General features: G+C 42.3%; 15 protein-coding genes. 7 read left to right on the top strand and 8 right to left on the bottom strand.

Translation table 11 applies throughout. The features are described from left to right. Positions 1-24: 24 nt before the first annotated feature. Both VIN08_RS11010 and VIN08_RS11005 read right to left on the bottom strand, forming a co-directional pair. The gene (locus VIN08_RS11010) at positions 25-468 is read right to left on the bottom strand and encodes an RpiB/LacA/LacB family sugar-phosphate isomerase (RefSeq protein ID WP_331964521.1); all 444 of its coding nucleotides are present in this window, start codon (positions 466-468) and stop codon (positions 25-27) included. A gap of 295 nt (positions 469-763) precedes the next feature. After that, the gene (locus tag VIN08_RS11005) at positions 764-1,177 is read right to left on the bottom strand and encodes a hypothetical protein (RefSeq protein ID WP_331964519.1); all 414 of its coding nucleotides are present in this window, start codon (positions 1,175-1,177) and stop codon (positions 764-766) included. Between the two features lie 841 nt (positions 1,178-2,018). Between VIN08_RS11005 and VIN08_RS11000 the strand changes: the two genes are divergently transcribed. Next, positions 2,019-2,351 carry a hypothetical protein gene (locus VIN08_RS11000; RefSeq protein WP_331964517.1) on the top strand — a complete coding sequence of 111 codons (333 nt, stop codon included), beginning with the start codon at positions 2,019-2,021 and terminating at the stop codon, positions 2,349-2,351. 31 nt (positions 2,352-2,382) lie between these two features. Beyond that, positions 2,383-3,039, top strand: a complete 657-nt coding sequence (locus VIN08_RS10995) for a hypothetical protein (RefSeq protein WP_331964515.1) — start codon at positions 2,383-2,385, stop codon at positions 3,037-3,039. 19 nt (positions 3,040-3,058) lie between these two features. Here the strand turns inward: VIN08_RS10995 and VIN08_RS10990 are convergent, their stop codons facing one another. Next, on the bottom strand, positions 3,059-3,424 hold the full coding sequence (locus tag VIN08_RS10990) for a hypothetical protein (protein WP_331964513.1): 366 nt from the start codon (positions 3,422-3,424) through the stop codon (positions 3,059-3,061). 270 nt (positions 3,425-3,694) lie between these two features. Here VIN08_RS10990 and VIN08_RS10985 point away from each other — a divergent pair, with 270 nt between their 5' ends. After that, complete coding sequence (locus tag VIN08_RS10985; protein WP_331964511.1) at positions 3,695-6,097, top strand: ABC transporter permease; 2,403 nt, start codon at positions 3,695-3,697, stop codon at positions 6,095-6,097. A 177-nt stretch (positions 6,098-6,274) separates the two neighbouring features. On the opposite strand, the gene VIN08_RS10980 is transcribed toward VIN08_RS10985, so the two are convergent. Continuing rightward, positions 6,275-9,631: an FG-GAP-like repeat-containing protein gene (locus tag VIN08_RS10980; RefSeq protein ID WP_331964508.1), complete on the bottom strand. Its 3,357-nt coding sequence runs from the start codon at positions 9,629-9,631 to the stop codon at positions 6,275-6,277. 202 nt (positions 9,632-9,833) lie between these two features. On the opposite strand from VIN08_RS10980, the gene VIN08_RS10975 reads away from it, so the two are divergent. Beyond that, entirely contained in the window at positions 9,834-11,807 is a 1,974-nt protein-coding gene (locus tag VIN08_RS10975; RefSeq protein WP_331964505.1) for a T9SS type A sorting domain-containing protein, read from the top strand. A 172-nt stretch (positions 11,808-11,979) separates the two neighbouring features. Here VIN08_RS10975 and VIN08_RS10970 read toward each other — a convergent pair whose 3' ends face one another. Beyond that, the gene (locus VIN08_RS10970) at positions 11,980-12,594 is read right to left on the bottom strand and encodes a hypothetical protein (RefSeq protein WP_331964502.1); all 615 of its coding nucleotides are present in this window, start codon (positions 12,592-12,594) and stop codon (positions 11,980-11,982) included. A 181-nt stretch (positions 12,595-12,775) separates the two neighbouring features. Here VIN08_RS10970 and VIN08_RS10965 point away from each other — a divergent pair, with 181 nt between their 5' ends. Then, positions 12,776-13,633, top strand: a complete 858-nt coding sequence (locus VIN08_RS10965; RefSeq protein WP_331964499.1) for an SDR family oxidoreductase — start codon at positions 12,776-12,778, stop codon at positions 13,631-13,633. Between the two features lie 75 nt (positions 13,634-13,708). On the opposite strand, the gene VIN08_RS10960 is transcribed toward VIN08_RS10965, so the two are convergent. Both VIN08_RS10960 and VIN08_RS10955 read right to left on the bottom strand, forming a co-directional pair. Then, entirely contained in the window at positions 13,709-14,293 is a 585-nt protein-coding gene (locus VIN08_RS10960; RefSeq protein ID WP_331964496.1) for a Crp/Fnr family transcriptional regulator, read from the bottom strand. Positions 14,294-14,452: 159 nt separating this feature from the next. Further along, complete coding sequence (locus VIN08_RS10955) at positions 14,453-15,373, bottom strand: helix-turn-helix domain-containing protein (RefSeq protein ID WP_331964494.1); 921 nt, start codon at positions 15,371-15,373, stop codon at positions 14,453-14,455. A 711-nt stretch (positions 15,374-16,084) separates the two neighbouring features. Here VIN08_RS10955 and VIN08_RS10950 point away from each other — a divergent pair. Next, a complete protein-coding gene (locus VIN08_RS10950; RefSeq protein WP_331964492.1) occupies positions 16,085-16,915 on the top strand; it encodes an SDR family oxidoreductase in 831 nt (276 codons plus the stop codon). 43 nt (positions 16,916-16,958) lie between these two features. Next, complete coding sequence (locus VIN08_RS10945; RefSeq protein ID WP_331964489.1) at positions 16,959-17,771, top strand: SDR family oxidoreductase; 813 nt, start codon at positions 16,959-16,961, stop codon at positions 17,769-17,771. A 78-nt stretch (positions 17,772-17,849) separates the two neighbouring features. On the opposite strand, the gene VIN08_RS10940 is transcribed toward VIN08_RS10945, so the two are convergent. Further along, positions 17,850-21,305: T9SS type A sorting domain-containing protein (locus VIN08_RS10940; protein WP_331964486.1), on the bottom strand; the 3,456-nt coding region annotated here is incomplete at its 5' end.

Below are 21,305 nucleotides of genomic sequence, written 5' to 3'. Positions count from 1 at the left end.
TAAGATTTTATGTAATACTAAGATTTATTTTTCTAACCGCTTTACTTTTTCCAGTCTGCGCTGATGGCGTTCGGCAGCGGTAAATTTTGCATCCAGGTATGCTATAACTAATTCTTTGGCGGCTTCAGTTCCCGTAACGCGTCCGCCCAGGCAGAGTAAATTCATGTCATCATCCTCTACGCCCTGGTGAGCCGAGAAGTGATCGTTTATCAATGCTGCCCGTACACCGGCCACTTTATTGGCCGCGATGGAAGCACCTACGCCACTGCCACATACCGCTATACCACGCGCTACTTCACCGGAAGCAACAGCCTGTGCAAGCGGCACAACAAAGTCGGGATAGTCGTCTTTATCATTAAAGACAGCAGCACCAAAATCTTTTACTTCATGTTGACGGGATTGGAGAAACGTTTTGATCACTTCTTTAAGCTCAAAACCTCCGTGGTCGGCAGCGATTCCTATTTTCATAATCGATAGCGTAATGGTTGGGTCTGACCAGACATATCGGGTTTTAAATTAAGCAAACGTTCCGATTCCAGCACCACGATCGGGATTTTTATAACCACTGGCGCTTCTCCGGAAAGAAATGTATACACGACACGATTACTATTTAACAGATCGAATAGAAATCATCTCGCGCAGAAGGATGCACGATGCAACAATGATATACTTTACGATAGAATCGTAAACCACTATAAACAACAAAGAGTATAGACCTGCTATACTCTTTGTTGATAATATGAGTTGTAAATTAAACTGAATACTAGAAAATATACTTTCTGAAGATGGTGGAGAGTTCATCCATTACCAGGCTGTTACAATGTTCCACCGGCTCTGGTTTATCGGGCGATTCTTTCAGCTCGGTAATAACCGATGAATAATGTACGAGATCAACCTGCGACAGCATCAGCTCTTTAAGATCGCGCGAGAGAAATTCATACTTCCGTTCGCTGAGTTGAGCCTGCATGTTCTCTCTGAAAAAATCAATCACCACATCCTTTTGCATAAAGGATTTGATTTTGCTGTTCCGGCATTGCTGCACCCAGTCAATGATTTGATGTATTGAGGGGCGTAATTCCTGAAAAGCGAGGTTCACTGACTCGTGGTGAAGGTCTTTCAGCGATTCCACAGTTTCCGTTTTATAATGCAATTTAACACTTGAAACTCCGTAGGCCATACTACTCTCTGTTTTTAATTGTGTTTTCTTACTGAAATCCCTGAAATAATTAATGCAAAAATCTTTTACAAGGATTCTTTTTTAACTATAAAAAAGTATACCGTTTTACCGGGTTTCATTTGTTCTGCAATTTTTTTGCCAGATGATCGGAAAACGAAGAAGCGTTTGCCAATGTCCTATTGCTTAAATACTTCTGTCAATCTCCATTTGTCCACATTCTTGCTCATCTTCCGGTTTTGGTCACGGCAATTGCCCCAACAGAGACACGCCATCGCTGGCAGTATAACGGCTACAACTCTCCGTATGGTAAATAAAGTTCATCCCAACATCCATTGTCATCAGAAACGGCCGATCAACTTCGCCATCACATTTCAGTAAATGTTATCTCGAAGTGTATAAAACGACTAAAGAAATACAATTAATATATAGAGCAGGGCTATTCGCCGCTTCGTCATGTTTACGATCAGGTGCAGCAATGTCTATATAAATACAAGTATACCGGTATCCGGGAAACCGTACGGTTCATGAGACCGTTGCCCGTTATTTGATGTAAGAAGAATATAGGTATCGCAGATTTTCAGCGAATTGAACAGTAACATAAGGGTGATTAACCCATGTTAACCCTATACGGCATAGTAAAAATATACTAATTGTCATGGTATAATTTTACTATACCCCCGGTTTGTACTATTTACCATAAACTCGATCAGCCTGCTTATATCCATACCTGTATACTTGCATCGCCAAGTATAGGATGAAATGTTAGTCGTACACGTTTCATCTTTCCGGCAACTTAATCACAGAAACCAAATTTATATTTAATTTAAACCTTTAAACCTGTATGAGTTACAAGCTGAGCCCGGATGTAGGAAAACCTATTTCAAAAGAAACGGCAGACAAATGGATCAAGAATCACGATGAAAAACACCCGGAAAAAGATTCTATCAAGGCCCGGTTTTTCGGCATCAATGCTATCAGCGATCTTCTTTCACAAGACGGATGTATAGGTATGCGAATATACTATGCAACCAACGATGATGGTGAGAAACAATTATTACTCGTAGGAGCCCGCGAAGATGGCAGTAACATCTGGCCGGACGGTACAGACGCCAATGCTTCCGGATTGATCGTGGATGCATCCAACCCCTGCCCTCCCTACTGTTCTACCAATTAAAGTTCTCAAGTAAAAAAGCCCTCTCTGCATTATGGATATGGAAACCTTCACGATCGTCCGGAACATTTCCATTCTCTCTGTTATTCTGCCATTGATATTTTTTATACTGGCACTTCGCAAGCCGCAACAGCCTGCAACAGTTAAGCTACTGGGCGCGCTCATCTTCGCGTCCGGCCTCTCGGATTTTATCTGCCTTATACTATATAAATATTTCAGGATCAATAGCAACCCTGTTATACTGGTATATGTAGTGATGCAATATATACTTTTATCGCTCGTATACCGGAATGCCTATACGCTGCGCGGTTTCAAAAAAATGACCATCGCGGGTATTATCGTTTTTGTTGCTTTCGCTGTCGTTAACCTGTTTTTTGTACAGGGAATGGAGCGATTAAATTCCAATGCATTCTCTATATCCAGTGGCGTGCTCATGTTCTATTGCCTCGTATACTTCTATCAGCTTTTTCAGGAACTGCCCGAGCCCTACATCGAACGCATGTTTATGTTCTGGGTAAGTGCAGCAGTATTTATATACTTCGGCACCAACCTGTTTCTCTTCGCTACGGTTGATCGACTGATCGACAAGAACGACAATCAGTTTCTTTTATCCTGGGCGCTTCACAACGGGTCTAATGCGTTCAAGAACGTAGTCTTTGCTATCGCGATGTATATAGCGGGGCGCAAGTAACACAGCAGACGCGATTACGTTATCCTTTCCTTATAAACGAAGTATACGTAACAACTCTTCCGTTTTCATCAAGACCATATTTTGTTACAAGACTGTCGTTGATGATGTATATCATATAAACTTTCGTATTTCTGTTCAGATACAGCCCCGCTCTCTCCCACCCTGCATATCGCCTGGTGCGATTTAACTTCCTCAACAATTTATTGGGGATCTCGCTCCACGCAAGTTTCATACTGTCGCGTGCAGGCTCAAGATCATAAGGAATTTCACTGTTATACACCGACTCCGGGTTAGGAGCATTGTTTACCGTTGACGTTGTGTCATCCTGGCAAAATGCCTGAAATACAATACCTGCAAACAATACTATTATGCTGAACGTTTTCATATAGTGTAGCTTTTGCAAGAGTTATACTATTTGCGTGCCCGGCAATGATAATAGCACCTGTTGTACTATATTGATTTTAAAAACAATGGTATACATGCGAGGACTCTTCCGTTACAAGCTACGTTCACCCGCGCACAATTTCGTCCGAAGTCGAACTTGAATATGATGTCGTGCCTGCAATACTGCAGAATTTACAAGCTCTACTGACTGGTCTGATTCTTGGAATACCTGCACCTGTCGAAGTTGGTGGATCATAAAAACCTCAGCGTTATGATAAAGAACTATTTTCTGGCAGCCACTCGTCACCTCTTTAAAAATAAAGGCTACACCATTGTTAATGCTCTAGGTCTTTCAGTAGGCCTCGCATGTTTTGCCATGGTAAGCCTTTGGATAAAAGATGAATTGAGTTTTGATCGTTTTCATAACAAAGCTTCCCGCATCTATCGGGTAAGCTCCACGTTTACGGATGAGTCCGGAAAATTTGATCAGGCTATTACTTGTATACCTTTAGCACCAGCACTAAAAGCCGATCTTCCTGAAATAGAAGATGCTGTGCGGATCGATATAAATGATGCTGTCGTACAACGCGATGATAAAAAATTCAACGAGCCCGACATTTTGGGAGTTGATCCATCATTCCTGAAAATATTCAGCTTCCAGCTTTTAAAAGGCAATGCGTCCACAGCGTTGAATGAACCCTATACTATTCTTATCAGCCGGAGTATGGCGAAGAAATACTTTGGCGATAAAGATCCGGTGGGAGAATCGCTAAAGATATATCAATATGATCCTGATGGTCAGGGAGCAGAATTTAAAATTACCGGTGTAATAGAAGATTGTCCGCTGAACGCTCACTTCCACTATAATTTTCTCTTCTCATTCAAAACTATTGAGTCGGTTGATCCAAAAGGTTTTGGTTATGATGGCTGGTTTAACAACAGTTACTATACCTATATATTGCTTCATCCGGAAGCCAATGCTGACCAGTTAAGCAAAAAGCTGGATGCGTTCCTGGAGAAGTATATAGGAAATGATATGAAGAAGTATAAAATCCGCTGGTCTTATTTTCTTCAGCCGCTCACCCGTATACACCTCGAATCGCATTTGCGTTATGAAATAGAACCTGCCGGCAACACAACCTATGTTATCGTGTTTGGTTCGATTGCCACAATAGCATTACTGCTGGCTTGCATCAACTATATAAATCTGTCTACAGCCTTTTCATCCAGCCGCTTTAAAGAAGTAGGTGTACGAAAAGTATTGGGAGCTGTCGGAAATCAACTGGTACGACAGTACCTGACAGAGTCATGGATAGTAGCGATACTCTCGCTGCTATTAGCCTTTGTGTGGATGGAGCTCACTCGTCCGTTGTTTGAGGGTCTCACGGGCAGAGCCGTTACCAATCTTTATACATTCGAAACGATCGGTTCTGTTTTCATTATCACTTCTGTAGTAGGTATACTGGCAGGTATATATCCCGCTATTGTTCTTTCTTCTTTCCGACCTGTGAACGCCCTGAAAGGAAAATCGCAATCCAGCATTTCCGGAGCGTGGCTGCGAAAGGCACTGGTCGTGTTTCAATATACTGTTACTATGATTCTTATTGCCGGTATATTTGTTATTCAGCTCCAAATGAAATTCATCCGCGAAAGAGATCTCGGATTCAATAAAGAAAATCTTTATATACTCAATGTAAACGGAAGCGCTGAAGTGCACGCAGGCTTTGACGCATTTGCCAACGATTTGATGGCTAATCCTATCATTACCGGAGTCGCTCGCTCCAATGCATTTATAGCTGGCGGATTAGGAAATCGCACGGCTACGTTTACCGATGTTACTGGTAAAAAGATTAACGGAACCATCTATACCAATGGTATCGATCATGAGTATATCAGCACGTATGGCATGAAGCTGATTGCCGGAAGAAATTTCAAAGAAGGTAACGCAGACTCCGCTGCATTGATCATAAATGAAATGACTACAAAAGTATATGGATACAAGACTCCGCAGGATGCTATAGGAAGCGAGGTGTTGTTCGGAGATACAAAAATGGAAATTATCGGTGTTGTAAAAGACTTTAACTCTAACAGTCTTCACAACACTATAGAGCCTACCTGCCTGTATCTTTTTCGCGAAGGATTTTCACGCATTGCCGTGCGACTGAACCATGATACCGAACAAGGCACAACGCTAGTTAACACACTCTGGAAAAAACATTTCCCGAACAGCATCGCTGATTTCTCGTTTGCCAGCGAGCGTCTCCAGAAAGCATATATAGCGGAAGAAAGGTTTTCCAGAATATTCTTTTTGTTCTCGTTTATCTCGCTATCCATTGCGTGCCTCGGGTTGTTCTCGCTCGTTTCGTATACCGTTGAAACACGCTTCAAAGAAATTGGCATACGCAAAATACTGGGCGCTTCTACCTGGCGTATAGTAGAAATGGTATCCCAAGAATTTCTGGTATTGGTCGCTATAGCTGCGGCTATTGGTATACCCATTAGTTACTATTGTATGAACCAATGGCTGATGGACTTTGCTTATCGCGTAAAATTACAGCCCTTTGCTTTTATAATAGCCGCAGGTATAGTGTTGATTATTGCCTGCCTTACTGTGGGCCTCCGCGTACTCAAGGCAGCGCTGCTAAATCCGGTGGATTCGTTGAGGAGTGAGTAGCTGAGGTATAGCTATATATAGGCAGAATAAATCCTTGTCAATCTTTGTTAAGCGCCTGAAAATGATAGTACCGTGATAATTAATACACATCTGACGCAGATTTTATACAGCAATCAGGATAAAATTATTTATGCTGCCTGAAGAAACTGTATCGCCTCTCCTAAAGGCATTCATACATCACTCTCTTACTAATTTTCTCTGCACTTGCTTGCCTGTTGCATCCGTAACAGTAAGTATATAGATCCCGGGGGCTATGTTTTTGGTAATTAACTGTGTGCTGGTTCCTTTCAAAGTGCTCTGTAAAACATCGCGTCCGAATAAATCTGTTAGTACAACATCTCTCTCACGGGAAGCACCATCTGTTACCGAGATCGTAATAAAGTCGGCAAAAGGGTTGGGCGAAACAGCAACTTGACCGAACGATGTTTCTATACCTGTAACTAATGTATCTTGCTCCAGTGTTAATACAAAATAACCAAACACGGTTGCAACACCATCACTCAGACTAAGTGTAACACCTGTCTTACCTGCATTGCGTTTTGGCATTAACTTCATATATACCTGATCTCCCTCATATTCGAAAGCTATATTACCGGCAGTTATAATGTTGTCATCAGCCGGGTATGCATTCCACTGCAAATCAGTAATCGCATTATCAACATCCGAAACCGTTAACAATATGGGGTCTATAGCGTGGCCCGCAATAGCATCAATAGGTTCAATGGGTCCTAAAACCGGTGGATCGTTAATCGGTCTTACGGTTACTGTAAATTTCTTTGCAACACTATTATTTTCAGTATGTCCATCGTTCGCAGTAAGTATAAACTCTATCTGACCAAATTGATCTTTAATTGCTTTAAAGGTTACCTCTCCTGTATTTTCGTTGACTGTAGCACTAACTATAGATGATGTAGCCGGTGTTAGGGTAAAGGTGATAACATCGTTAATCTCATACGGAATATTCTCTAATGCAGGGGTTATATAGGCTTCTACAGGAAAATCCTCGTCCATCACTTTTTTGTCGGCCACACTAAACATGGGCGGATCATTAACGGATATTACATTAACAGTGACAGTCGTTATATTAGTTGAATAATCTGTTCCATCATAAGCCTGTATAGTATATACTACAACGCCATTGAAATTTTGATCAGGCTCAAACCGTAACGTATTCAATTGCTCTGCAGCAATATCTTGTCCTATAGTAACAGGAACTCCAGCCAACAGAAATTTTCCATTCAAAGGAACTGATTTAACAGTCACCTTCGTCAATTTATCCGAAGCATCTGCATCCGAAAAGCGAAGCTGAAAATCTGATAGGGAGAATGGCAAGGGTGTATCTTCTAACGTCTCCAGTGTAAAGTTAGTCATCACCGGGAGGCAGTTCGTGTGTGCACCCGCTACAAGTGTTGGCACCAGCGATCCATTGCCGGTAAGAGCACTCACCCGATATTCATAATTTGTGCATGGCTCTACAGCGGTATCAATATACATTTCGGTGTTGGGAGCCAGCGTTACGAGAGTCTGAAAAGTACCACCGACTTTGCGCCGTTCCAATTTGTAAGCTGTTTCATATTGCGACCGGTCTTTCCAACTTACGTTGACTTGTGTAGCATTAATAGCCTGAGCCGCTACATTCGTTGGAGGTTCTGCAATTATCAAAACAAGCGAATCGTATGGCGATGCATGACTGGCATTATAGGCATTAACCCGATAATAGTAGTATGTTTCGCGCAAAAAACTAAAATGATCTGTTAGTGTTGTTGAATTTTTAGGGAGTGTTGCCACTGTCGTAAAACCGGAGGTGGGAGCTATTGAGCGAACAACCGAAAAATTAGTTTCCAGTGTAGAATTATCAAGCCATGTTAACTTTACATCGCTCTCGCTAACAATTTCCGCAGATATACTTTCAGGCCCATTGAAATGATAGATCTCTTTTTCTGTAGAGAAGAGCGATCCCATCTTGCCTCCATCAACCGATTGAACAGCATAGTAAAGTGTTCCTTCAGGAATGTTATTAGCAAAGCCTGAACGACCATAACCATTGGGCGCATTGGTCGTGAGCAAATGACCATCCACGTAATTAACCGCGGGCATGATAATCTTTTTTGTATCGGTACGCAGGTAAAAATTATAGTCTAAACCTGCGAGAGGAGTTTCTGCATCATTACCCTGCGCCCACTGTAACCGGATCTCCTTTCGAAAGAATTTCTCCTGAAATGTTGTAGCGATTGGAGGCTCTGGTTTTGTATTCGATTTAGGTGTACCCGTTATAGTAGTATTTTTAAAATAACCGGAGATTGGTTTACTTCCTCCCAGGGCAAACAAGTATCCCATAAAGGTGAGATCGGGATCTCCGTCATTATCGAAATCACCGGCATCAAGCGACATATCGTCCAACGGATCAAACTCCGGTTCCTGAATTTCTGAATATACCCCACCACCGCTACTTATATACCTGCGATTCGTTTGATCTGAGCCTCCGGCCCGGCCGGTAATCAACATATCGAGCTTACCATTAGTATCAAAATCACACCAGCGAATTCCGCCATGTGCATTAACTCCCATACCTTTTAATTTGATATCTGTACGCTCAACAAGAGATTGTCCGGAATTACCGTTTTTATTTTCGTAGATCAGTGATACTCCATTACTGTTTGCGTCCCACCCGGTAACTAAAAGATCAAGATCACCATCGCTATCAAAGTCACCCCATTTTACTCCTCCATTAGATAATTTTCGTATAGGGGATTTTGAATCCAGCGTAAATGTATTGTTACCATTATTCAGATATAGGCCGGCTCCATTAACACCCGCCATGGCGATATCAACCCTGCCATCTCCATTCGCATCAGCACAGTCTATAGCACATTCCTGGCAGCCTGGTAATCCGGTATTATTAATTGCAGTAAAGCCCGATCCGGTATTCAAGTAAAATGAAGTACCGTAATTGGAAGAGTTGCTACTATAGTTTCCGGCTAATACTACATCCAGGTCAGTATCATTATCTACATCCAGCCAGGCAACATCTCCGCCAGATACACCCTTAAAAGAAAATTGTTGCTGAAATACAAATCCACCATCATTTCGAAAAAGAATTGCAATCTGCGAGTTCGCTGCTGAAATGCCGGCTATAAGTATATCCATGTCACCGTCATTATCATAATCGGCAGCAGCAATTGCACTGAAACCTGCGCCCGCAAGAGCTGTAGAGCGCGGCATAAACGTACCCGCTACATTTTCATATACCCACGTTGCATTTTGATAGGATGCTGTTCGTCCCGCATAGATAATGTCGAGGTCATTGTCATTATCAAGATCTATCCAGGCCGATTCTCCATTAAAGAGATATGTAAAGCCCGCTATATTTTTCTTATAGATAGCCTGAGCAGAAGCAGGCTGACAGAAGATCGATGACACACACAATAAAAAACAGGAAAGAACTTTAACTGCTCTGATCGTAGAAAACAACGAATCGAATGTAAATGTACCCCGCAGTGCAGGCAACAGTGTTTGGTTAGGTATAATGGTCATTGAAACAAAGAATGCAGTTTCAAATTTACTAATTCCGGGTGAATGTAACGGAGTATTACAAAACTTCCTGCAAATTGTATCTATACACTTAGTTTTTTTAAACAGAATTACAATTACTATTTGGATTTGAAAAGCCTTTGCTACACTTTTAATCCTGAAAATCATGGCTATATAGTACATAGCGCTTGATTGAGCTAACGAGATGAAACATCTATATATATTCCTGATCCTCTTATTTCCGATCAATAATTTACTTGCTCAAAACTGGACGTGGGGGCTTAAAGCAACCGGCTCAGGTCAGAGTGAGGAAGCTGCTATAGCGGTAAACCACCGGGGAGACATTGTTATAGCCGGCTATTACCAGGAGAATTTTGCTTTGGCATCGTTCACGCTTCCTCTGGCCGATGATTACTATTCCAGCATGTATCTGAGCCGTATTAATTCAGAGCATGAAGTGCAATGGTTAAAGCGCTTACCGGGCAAGACCAATGGTTATGGTGATGACCTCGGTGTGACTATAGATGATGACCAGAACATTTACGTAACAGGTATGGCCGATGACTATATCTTTGTTTCCAAGTACGATTCTCTGGGCAATGTAATCTGGCGCAGCGATCTTGACAGCAAACATTATGGATATGGCAGCGCTATTTATATAGATCAATTCGACAATGTATATGTGAGCAGCCTGGGTGGCTGGAATTTCTTTATGACGAAACTTGATTACAATGGAAAAGTTCTGTGGAGTAAAGATATTTGGGTCAACTATTCCGATGGCTGCCATATTACAGACTTGGAAGTGGATGCGTTGGGGAACCTATATTTTGTAGGGGTATATGGTATTCAAACTCTCCCGCTCGATCCTTTCACGCTTCAACACGACAGTGGCTGGGGCGAGAACCTGATGTTCGGAAAATTGGATACCAATGGAAACTTCCTCTGGGTTAAAAATGCTACAGGATATCTTACGGATTCTCCTAAGCTGGCGCTCACGGCCAATAATTATCTATACATAGGTGGCGGCTATGCCGAACGTTTTATACTCCCTGAAATATATTTACCGGGAACATGCTGTAATGAAGCCGTTCCGTTTATAGCTAAATATAAAACCGATGGTACGTACGTATGGGCAAAGATAGCCCGATCCTATAACGGCAAAGGTGTAATCAATGACATCCAGACTGACCATGCCGGTAATCTATATACTGTAGGTGGATACTTCACATGCTATGGCAACTCTTGTACTGAAGGTGATTATTATGTCGAGAAATATACCAGTGACGGACAAAATCTTTGGCGTAGTGAATTTGCAACGCCCACGCAAGATGCCGGCAGAGCAATAGACATCGACAACAAAGGGTTCCTGTATCTTGTTGGTTCCAATCAATCAACAAATTTCATTAACCCCATTTCTGATGCCAGTAATGTTACCACGGGTGTTGGGCAGTTCGACACGAAGGCTGATACCTATAAAAGAACTCCACGCCCCGGTATAGATAAATATTTCTGGGCTTGTACGGAAGGTAAAAATGTAAACCTGCTTGCAAAAGGACAAAACATTAACTGGTATAGCGATGCCGCGCTTAAGCATAAATTGAAAAATGGGAACAGCTTCTCTACAAAAATCGACAGGACTGATACTGTATTTGTTACTCAAACTGTAAATGGAATTGAAAGCTGGCCCAAAGCTGTGATTCTGGTAAGCCCCATTTCTTCTCAAAGTCTTGAATTAAAAGATACCTCTATAATTGCACCTCAAAACGATCTCTATACATATCAGTGGTATTATAAAAGTGATTCCATACAAGGGGCAACAAACTACTATATAAATGTAGATACGACTCAACAATATGAGAACTTCAGTGTCGCTATCACGCAAGGTCCCTGTGTTAAAGTACTTGACGGTTTGATCACATCAACGTTGCCTGAATCGTCTGCTCTGATCCGTTGTTTCCCTAACCCGACAACCGGGTCGGTGACTTTGCAAACAGGAGATTTCTCCAGGTACTCCTGGCAATTATTGAATCTCCTAGGGAACGAATTGGCCAGTGCCGATGTGCAGTCATCAATGCAGGAAAGTCAATCAATCGATCTTAAAAATCAACCCGCTGGTACTTATCTTATACGAGTCAAAGGTGATAATTTTGTGCGCGTGTTAAAGATTGTCAAGCATTAAGTCTGCAAGAAGAGTACCCTGATTGCAGGTTGTGAAAAGACTGTCACTCCACGCCAGTTTGAGTTGCTTCTTCAGTTTCTATTTATAGTCTCCGCGTACTCAAAGCAGCGCTGCTAAATCCGGTGGATTCGTTGAGGAATGAATAGTGAAACTATACAAAGCTTTAATCCATTCAAGGTTCAAATTTAACTGACCCTATTTTTGTTCCAGGCGGTAAATCTTTAATCTGAAGATATAGTTGACCTTGAAAAGACCAATAAACCTCCACATTAGTCACTTCAAAATTATCAACAGTATCAGTACCATTTAAGAAAAGTGGAACCTTATGACCTATACAAGCTGAGTAATCCAGGTTGTTAATACCAAGCGCTTGCATAATCTCATGAAAATATTGTTCCGATAATATTGACTCCTGGTCTTCGACCAATTCGCTGTTGTGAAAGGAATATAAATTCTGCTCCAATGCAAAGTCTTCCATCGTTGCCGGATCAAACATGATTATTCGGTTCTCACGGCTATCATTACTGATAGCATATTGCCTTCCCAGCCAATCAAAAGCAAACGGAATTATTTTTCCATTGTATCGACTGAAATAAGTTGCAATTATACTCGCCCAAAAAATACTTGCACCCGGATTATGTGTTTTATAAAGTCCATTTCTAAAACTATAGCCACCACATTCTTCAAAAAAAGATTTTATATCCATATCATCGCCAGCATAGCCTTGCCGGTCATTTACCGATTCTGCTTTTACAGCCCGATTGTTATGCAGGAATTGTTCGTACATGTACTGCGACTTTACGTTCGCTGAAATTTACCTTTATATCCTCACATTCCACTTCTTCTGTCAAGAGCATTGACAAATGTCAATTTCTTTCTTCGCAAATGTCAAAGGATAACGGTTGGTGCGTGCGCCATCTTTGGCACGTCATTCAGACAAAAAGAGTTTAAAATCAAAATTTACGAAAATGAAAAAGACAATTTTAATTACCGGTACCAGTACAGGTTTTGGAAAACTGATGACCATTACGCTTTCCAAAGCAGGCCACACGGTGATAGCAGCCATGCGTGAACCCCAAGAAAAAAATGCAGCCGTTGCCCGAGAACTCAGCGCATTACCCAATGTAGATGTGATAGAGATGGATATTACCAGCGATGACTCTGTAAATAAAGGTATAGCAGAATCACTTGCCCGACACAAGAAGATTGATGTGCTTGTAAACAATGCCGGTGTGACGGGCTTTGGTTTGTTCGAAGCATTCTCAACCGAGCAGATCAGAAAAATGCTGGAAGTAAATCTATACGGTGTTGTTCGCACATACCAGGCCGTATTACCATCCATGCGTAAAAACAGGAATGGACTAATCATTAATATTACCACAGGTGCAAGTGGCTTCACACTTCCGTTTATGGTGCCTTACTTTATCTCAAAGTTTGCTGTAGAAACGATAACCGAAGGTGTGCAGGAAGAGCTAAGACAATTTAGTATAGAGAATGTTTCGATCCAGTCGGGTGTATATCCTACCGAAATGAACAACGGAACAAAAGCAGGTATTCATTCGGACAAGCCTGCTATCACAGAAGCGTATGGAGAAGAGGCCGCGAAAATATTCCAGTCTATAGGTGCAGGTTTGTTTGGTAAGATGGCTGAATTTAAAATGGATCCGCAAGTCATTGCAGATGGTGTACTGAGTCTCATCAACATGGAGAAAGGCACCCGACCTTTGCGTTATCCGCTGGATGCTATTGCGCAAGGTACTGATAAAGAGTTCATCCATGCCAGAGCGGAGATCAAAAGCCGATGGCTGAAGAATTATGGTCAGTAAGTATATATACCCGGCTATATATAGGTATTAAGAGGCTTGCAGTTCCGTGAAACTGTAAACCTCTTCTGTATAAATCTACCTATCGTTCCTGGACATTTGATTTCTAACCCGGCTGAGAGTTTCAGGTGAAATGCCGAGATAGGATGCGATCATGCCTTGAGGCACACGATTAACAAGTCCCGGATACTTTTCTATAAAGTCGCGATATTTTTCTTCTGCAGAAAGACTGATGCTGGCATGAATACGATTTTGTGCTGTATTGAAACTTCGCTGAAGAATCATGTTTACCATTTCGTTGAGTGCCGGAATAGTTTTGCAAAGCATATCGAAATCGTGCTTCTTGATCAGTATAATTTCAGAGTCTTCAATGGCATCAATATTACAACGTGAAGGTTTGCCCGTGAGTAGACTTTCCCGATCACCTGTCCACCAATTTTCAACACTGAACTGAATAACGTGTTCACCTCCCCTCTCATCAACGCGATAGGTACGTACACACCCTTTTGCAACAAAGGCATTGTATTGCCACACATCGCCTTCCTGCAACAGGTATTGCTTCTTCCTTAACTTCTTAAGTGTACAAGCAGCATCAATGGACTTCAGCTCTTCGTCAGAAATCGTAATCCTGCTTCGGATATAGGTGTGAAAAACATCAAGCATCGCAGAATGTCGGGATATAGTATACTCTCAATCGCTATTGCAAGCTGCAAACCAAAGATTGAAAAGTGAAGTTAGGAAGCAAAATACATTCATGCAATTTGTCGTCCCGCTCAACTCTATTCTGAATATTGAGAATGATCGCATATACCTGGTGCAGGTTCAGTTCAAACTCGAATCCCTGTATTCGTTAGGCGACATTCCAACTTTGTTTTTGAATAACTTATTGAATGACTGTGGATATTCAAATCCAAGTTCATACGCGATCTGTGCTACGGAAAGATTAGTGCCCATCAATTTTTCCTTGGCCACTTCGATCAGTTTATGGTGGATGTGTTGTTGGGTGGTCATGCCGCTTATACTCTTCAGCAGGTCACTTAAGTATTGGGCAGACACAAAGAGTCTATCTGAAAAATACTGAACGGTGGGCAATCCGCTTTTGAGTGTATCTTCACTTGCAAAATAATGATTCAACTGATCTTCAAATTTAGCCAGCATATCGTTGTTCACCTTCTTGCGCGTAATGAACTGACGATTATAAAATCGGTTGGAGTAATTGAGTAACAGATCCAAATGTGATACAATCACATCCTGACTAAAACTATCAATGTTTTGTTGGTATTCCTGTTTAATGTCGGTCCAGATATTTTCCATTACCTGTTCTTCCTTTGCTGAAAGATGCAGCGCCTCATTTAAACTATAGGAGAAGTAACCATACTCTTTGATCTTCGTGTGCAGCGGATAAGACATCAGTAAATCAGGATGAAAAATTAACCAATCTCCCATGGCACCATCCTCATCGGAAATTTCTGTCGCTATAACCTGGCCCGGTGCATAAAAACTTAATACACCTCCATCATGATCGTACCGCGTTTGCCCATACTTCACTTTACCGCTAAAATTCTTCTTGATGCAGATTGAGTAAAAATTATAGATCACAGGCTTGCCATTCAATTTTTCGAATGACTGAGGTGTAATCAACCCATTGATACTGATGAGCGGATGCTCCGGCTCCGGCAGACCGAAGGTCTTGTGCAATTCGGGAATCGAGTTGATGACATATATTTCCTTTTTTACTTTCATATATACTTCTTATTGACAAGATACTACCGAATACTTGACATACGTGTTCACTTAATGAAAATTATTCCGCCATAATCTGGCTTATAAACCCCAACCATTTAGGAAGAATGCCCGAACAAATGAAACGTATTCATTACTTTGTTTTGATCCTGCAAAGATAGCGTAGCAGCTATAAGGGAAAGTGTTCAAAACACAGAGTTTTGTATCCAAAAAATTCTTGTCACGAAAAAATACCATATTTCGTAAAGAAGCCATTGTCAAGATGTGCTTTAAATATTGTTCCAATAAACAGAATAGCCATTGATAAAGCCCAGGTACAGGTGGCAAAATCCTGCTATCAGGAAAATACTTCCGAAGAATTCTATTACATTGGACTTTCTATTACTGTAGCTACCAATGGCAGTGGTAAATATTCAATAGATCAATTGATCAAAATAAGAGACTATAAAATTGTTCAGCCACACTGACGTCAACTATACTATATATTTACTATAGGCTATATAAGAGGCTGTTATAAAATGACAGCTTCTCTTCATGTATCAGGTAAAATATACCTGAACTGACATCATTCCTGTCCTTCCTGTAAGCTACCGGATGTTACATTTTTTGGATACAAAACTCCTTGTTTTGGACACTATCGTGCAGCGCCAGTACTTCACCTTTGTGCCAAGGTTCTTCACCGGATAAATAAAGAATGAAAACACAACAGGTATGAAAAAGACAGTATTGATTACAGGAACATCAACAGGTTTTGGAGCTGCCACTGCCTATAACTTTGCTGAAAAAGGATGGAATGTTATTGCCACCATGCGCGATATCACTATGGGCAAGGAGTTGAGCAGGCTCAACAATGTACTGGTTACCAGACTCGATGTGCAGGATAGAAAGTCAATCGATGCAGCCATCACATTGGCAATTGAGCATTTCGGAAAAATTGATGTATTGATTAATAACGCTGGATACGGTCAGTTCGGAATTTTTGAAAGCATTTCCCGCGAAGCTATACTGAATCAATTTGAAGTGAACGTGTTTGGAGTAATGGATGTAATCAAAGCCATCCTTCCACACTTCCGCTCTCACAAAGGAGGTACTATTGTGAACATAAGTTCCGGAGCGGGTGCGATTGGTTTTCCCATGGCTTCAGTATACAGCGCATCCAAATTTGCATTGGAAGGACTCTCCGAGGGGTTGCGCTATGAATTAGCTTCTGTTGGAATTAAAGTAAAATTGATCGAACCGGGAGGTGCAATGAAAACTGGTTTTGGCACACGCATGGGTTCAGAGATAGCAGCACTCAAACCCGCTGAAGAGTATATACCTTTCCTCACACGAATCGGTAAACTCTATGGAGGCATGGAAGGTAATTCCGATCCGGATGCAGTAGAGAAAGTAGTAGCAGCCATCTATGACGCAGCGCTCGACAACACTCACCAGTTGCGTTACACGCCAACTAACGACATTGCTCCGATTTTAAAAGCGAGAAGAAGCACATCAGAGCAAGCATATCAGTCATTCACAGACAGCCTTTTCCTTGGAGAATAAGGTAAAATCAAATTAATCTCTCACCAGCAATTTCTCATAAAACATGAAAACAATATTCATCACCGGTGCATCTTCCGGACTTGGAAAGGCAACGGCAAGGCTATTCGCAAGCAAGGGTTGGAAAGTGATTGCCACCATGCGCAATCCCAAGAAAGAAACAGAATTAAACAGTCTCGATAATATCCACATACTGGAATTGGATGTTACCAATGAAGCATCCATTCAAAAGGCGGCAGATGCTGCCATAAGCATTGGTCCGATCAATGTAATTTTCAACAATGCTGGCTATGGTCTTACCGGTCCGTTAGAAGCATATACGGAAGAACAGATTACACGTCAATTCGCCACAAATGTTTTAGGAGTGATCCGGGTAACCAAAGTATTGTTACCTCACCTGCGACAAAACAAAGGTGGCCTGATCCTTAACACGACATCAATCGGTGGGCTGGTTGCATTTCCGTTCTCTTCAATCTACCACGCTACCAAGTGGGCCATTGAAGGCTGGAGCGAAAGCATGTCGTTTGAACTGGCAATGCACGGAATCAAAATAAAGACTATATCTCCTGGCGGTATCGCTACAGACTTTATGAGTCGATCGCTGGATATAGGCAACCATGACGCTTACACTTCCTTATTTAACAAATGGCTTGCCAGCTTTAACAATGCAGATAGCCCACTGCAATTCTCTTCCCCGGATTCTATCGCGCAGGTTGTTTATGATGCCGCTATAGATGACAAAGATCAGCTCCGTTATCTTGCTGGCACTGACGCTATAGCTACCTATAACAATCGTCTGAAGGTCGGAGCAGAAGACTTCAGAAGAAGTATTACAAAGGGACTTTTTTATAAAGACTGAAAGCATTCTCCAAGGCTTAAGTGGATATCCTGCGCTTTTGTTGGCGTTCTTCGCCAATAAAAGCGTTACATCACCCCATCAATTCACCACAAAACGAATATACCGCTCACCTTTCCCGTAATCCAGTTTTACAAGATATATACCGGGACTCAACGGCCGCAGGTCAAAATATAGTTGATATACAGCATCGCCTTCCTGCTGAACCTGTTTGATCAATACACCCGATGGTGAATGCCAAACGCTTACTGAAACAGGAAGTGCTTCAGAAAGTTCTATGCCTACATCAAAGGAACCACTGTTAGGATTCGGATATAGTATAAATCGTTTCACATACTCTTCATATCCCAGGCGACCACCAACGGTACCGTCTTCACTTTCTATAATAGTGATCGTTTTACTTACCTGATCAAAGCATTCTCCCAGGTGTGCCGCGAGACTTACCTCATATGTACCGGCATCTTTAAATTGTCCGTAAAGCACATCACCATGATCCTGTAATTTGGTCATCGCGAGTGGATACGTCCACTCTATCTTTTCCGGCAACGGCCACGATATATCGATCATTACTACCGTATCTCCTATTGCTGCCTGTTTCGGGATCATGAACGATGCCTGTAGCAGATTGTATGAAGTCTCCAGCTGAAAAGTATCCTGTGCTATACATCCTTTATCATTAATCACTTCGATCCAGTAGCGGCCGGCATCTTTCACTGTTACCTTCTGATCGATGCTCGTAAAACCCGTGCTGCTTCCCCACTTCATATTTACCCAACCTGTATCGGCATCCAACGTATAGCTTTGCCCTATACATAGCGTAACACCACCACCCAGGTCCAAAGGCAGGGCTGGCGTATTGGCAAGAGTAACCATACTTTCGCCCTTGCATCCTTTCATATCGGTTACGGATACGGCATACGTGCCAGGGCACAGATTATTTTTAACAGTCGTATTTCCGCCTATAGCCCAGGTATAATTATACCCTCCATTGCCACCGGTAGCCGCTACTTCCAATGCTCCGTCACATCCATCCTTACACGTTGGTAATGTTAAGTTGATGGCAGAGACCAGAATCGGTTCGGGCTGCTTCAATTCTATTTCCTGTTGCAATGAACAGCCATTGGCATCGCTTACGATTACCGGGTATACCGCTGCACAGAGTTGATTTTGTGTGGCATTGCTGGCGTTATTCCATCGATATATATAGTTGCCAACACCACCGGATGCCTGCAACGATATAGCGCCATCACAGCTGCCATTACACGTTGGTAAAGTCTGGCTGCCGATCGCCAACGCAAGTGCATCCGGAGCAGGTACAACAACGGTCTGCACAACGGTACAAGTATGCGCATCGGTAATCTGAACATCATACGTCCCTTTTTTCAGGTTGATACCCTGTAGTGAAGTTTGTCCATCCGGCCAGGCAATACCAAACGGGCCATCGCCTTGGGTAATGGTAATTGTCGCACTGCCATCCGATGAGTCAAAACATTTGGCAGCCATAGCAGTATAATCCGACTTTGCTCCATCCGTACTCGTTATCCCCACGTTGTTATTTACCTGGCAGGCATTGTTATCCGTAACGTACACAGTATATATACCTCCTTTCACGTTCGACAATGTGCCATCTGTACCCAGTATATTTCCCTTCGAATCCTGCCAGGAATATTTATAGCCACTCACGCCACCGGTAACTACGGCAGTAGCCGCTCCGGTTGCCTGACTACAAAATGCAGGTTGTATATTATTGAAAGTAATATCTATCTTATCAGGTTGCGTAAGGGAAGTTGTTAGATTTTTTTCGCACCCATTGCCATCCTTCAGTATAATCGTATAGCTTCCTTGTGCAAGACTCTGAAATATACTCTGCGATTGCCAGCTTGCCCGATTGTTGTCGGAATACATATAGTTACTCACACCTCCTGAAGCATTCAGTTCTATGGTTCCGTCACTCCCGCCAAAACATGAAATGTTTTTCAGATCAGTTACGGAAAGCGCAAGTGCTGAGGGTGATGTGATGCTCTGTTCTATAGATTGCCTACAGCCATTGTTATCGGATACCGAAACCGTATAACTGCCGGCAGCCAATCCCGAAATCTTTGCTGTTGTTTTCCCGTTCGACCAACTATAGGTATATATACCTGTGCCTCCCGTGCCTGTTGCTGTAATCGCTCCATCACTCACACCAGAGCACGATGTACCAAACCCGGCGTAATCGGATACGCTCGCTATAACTGCCTGAACCGGTTCAGGATTATCAAGCGATAGCGATCCTGTTCCCACGCAGCCATTCACATCGCTTGCTGTTACGGTATAATTGCCAGCACCTACATTTGAAAGCAATGATCCGGTGCCGCCTGTATTCCAGGTATAGCTTAGCGCTCCAGTACCTCCACTCGCTACAGCATGCAGCCTGGCATCTGTCATGTTATAACAACTGATAGGCTGACCGTTGTAATTGGTAGCAGCCGATACTGCCACCGTTACTGCATCAGGGTCAGACAGAAAATAGGTTGCTTCGGCTTTACATTGTGTATTATACGTAATCACTACTTTGTATAATCCTTCACTTACATTATTAACCGATGTAAGGGTTGCACTTTCTCCTATGGTGTTTCCATTCTCCGTCCATAAATAATCTTGGGCCGTTATAGTATTATTATTGGCATCTTTTACAACAGTTGCCAGTATACCATTGCTGTCTCCGTTGCATTTGATAAAGCTCCCATTAAAGTTCGATTGAGGAACGATGGATACAGTGTTGGCCGCAGGCTCGGCAAGGGTTATCGATTTGGTAGTGCTGCAGGTCTGATCATCTGACACTGTTAGGGAATATATACCTGATCCTTTATCGGTAATAGTGGCTGTTGTTTCTCCGGAAGACCAGGTATAATGCGCGGCACCGATAATTGTTGCTGCTACAGGTTTACCTTCCAGTATAGCAGTCTTATCACCGGGACAGTTTAATGTGGCCAGTTGATTAATGGTAAAATCTATTTTTGCTGGCGCTGTTAATGCCAGACTGGATGATGCTGTGCAACTATTCGCATCTGTTACGGTGAGGCTATACGTATTAACACCAAGCCCCGAAACAGAGCTGGTGGTAGCACCGGTTGACCACAGATAGCTATAGCTAGTAACACCACCGGATATAGTGCTCATGATACCTCCATCACTTTTATCCCAGCAACTTACTGCATAACTATTGTAGTCGGTTGCTTTTGATAATGAAACCTGCAATGCCGCAGGTTCCTGCAAAATTACCTGGTTGGTGGCAGAACAGCCATTGGTATCTTTTAGTGTAACTGTATAGGTGCCGGCTGCAACGCCCGTGATCTTATCAGTGATAGCGCCTGTGTTCCAGCTAAAATCTTTATAACCGCCTTTGCCTCCGGAGCCTATAGCTGTTGTTTCACCTGTACTTCCTCCATTACACTTTATAGCATAGCCATTATAGAGTGGTGTATTAAAACTGACAGCAACCTGTGTAGGTTCGTTCACGGTATAGCTAACGGTAGTGTTACACGCTCCATACGT

This window comes from Ohtaekwangia sp. (assembly GCF_036568665.1).
Classification (GTDB): Bacteria; Bacteroidota; Bacteroidia; order Cytophagales; family Cyclobacteriaceae; genus Ohtaekwangia.
This window is presented reverse-complemented; position numbering and strand designations above follow the sequence as displayed.

What these genes read in the sequence shown, in the direction of transcription:
- VIN08_RS11010 (WP_331964521.1), bottom strand. Translation starts at nt 468, where the DNA reads ATGAAAATAGGAATCGCTGCCGACCACGGAGGTTTTGAGCTTAAAGAA.
- VIN08_RS10980 (WP_331964508.1), bottom strand. Translation starts at nt 9,631, where the DNA reads ATGACCATTATACCTAACCAAACACTGTTGCCTGCACTGCGGGGTACA.
- VIN08_RS10955 (WP_331964494.1), bottom strand. Translation starts at nt 15,373, where the DNA reads ATGAAAGTAAAAAAGGAAATATATGTCATCAACTCGATTCCCGAATTG.
- VIN08_RS10975 (WP_331964505.1), top strand. Translation starts at nt 9,834, where the DNA reads ATGAAACATCTATATATATTCCTGATCCTCTTATTTCCGATCAATAAT.
- VIN08_RS10985 (WP_331964511.1), top strand. Translation starts at nt 3,695, where the DNA reads ATGATAAAGAACTATTTTCTGGCAGCCACTCGTCACCTCTTTAAAAAT.
- VIN08_RS10965 (WP_331964499.1), top strand. Translation starts at nt 12,776, where the DNA reads ATGAAAAAGACAATTTTAATTACCGGTACCAGTACAGGTTTTGGAAAA.
- VIN08_RS10990 (WP_331964513.1), bottom strand. Translation starts at nt 3,424, where the DNA reads ATGAAAACGTTCAGCATAATAGTATTGTTTGCAGGTATTGTATTTCAG.
- VIN08_RS10950 (WP_331964492.1), top strand. Translation starts at nt 16,085, where the DNA reads ATGAAAAAGACAGTATTGATTACAGGAACATCAACAGGTTTTGGAGCT.
- VIN08_RS10995 (WP_331964515.1), top strand. Translation starts at nt 2,383, where the DNA reads ATGGATATGGAAACCTTCACGATCGTCCGGAACATTTCCATTCTCTCT.
- VIN08_RS10970 (WP_331964502.1), bottom strand. Translation starts at nt 12,594, where the DNA reads ATGTACGAACAATTCCTGCATAACAATCGGGCTGTAAAAGCAGAATCG.
- VIN08_RS11005 (WP_331964519.1), bottom strand. Translation starts at nt 1,177, where the DNA reads ATGGCCTACGGAGTTTCAAGTGTTAAATTGCATTATAAAACGGAAACT.
- VIN08_RS10945 (WP_331964489.1), top strand. Translation starts at nt 16,959, where the DNA reads ATGAAAACAATATTCATCACCGGTGCATCTTCCGGACTTGGAAAGGCA.
- VIN08_RS10960 (WP_331964496.1), bottom strand. Translation starts at nt 14,293, where the DNA reads ATGCTTGATGTTTTTCACACCTATATCCGAAGCAGGATTACGATTTCT.
- VIN08_RS11000 (WP_331964517.1), top strand. Translation starts at nt 2,019, where the DNA reads ATGAGTTACAAGCTGAGCCCGGATGTAGGAAAACCTATTTCAAAAGAA.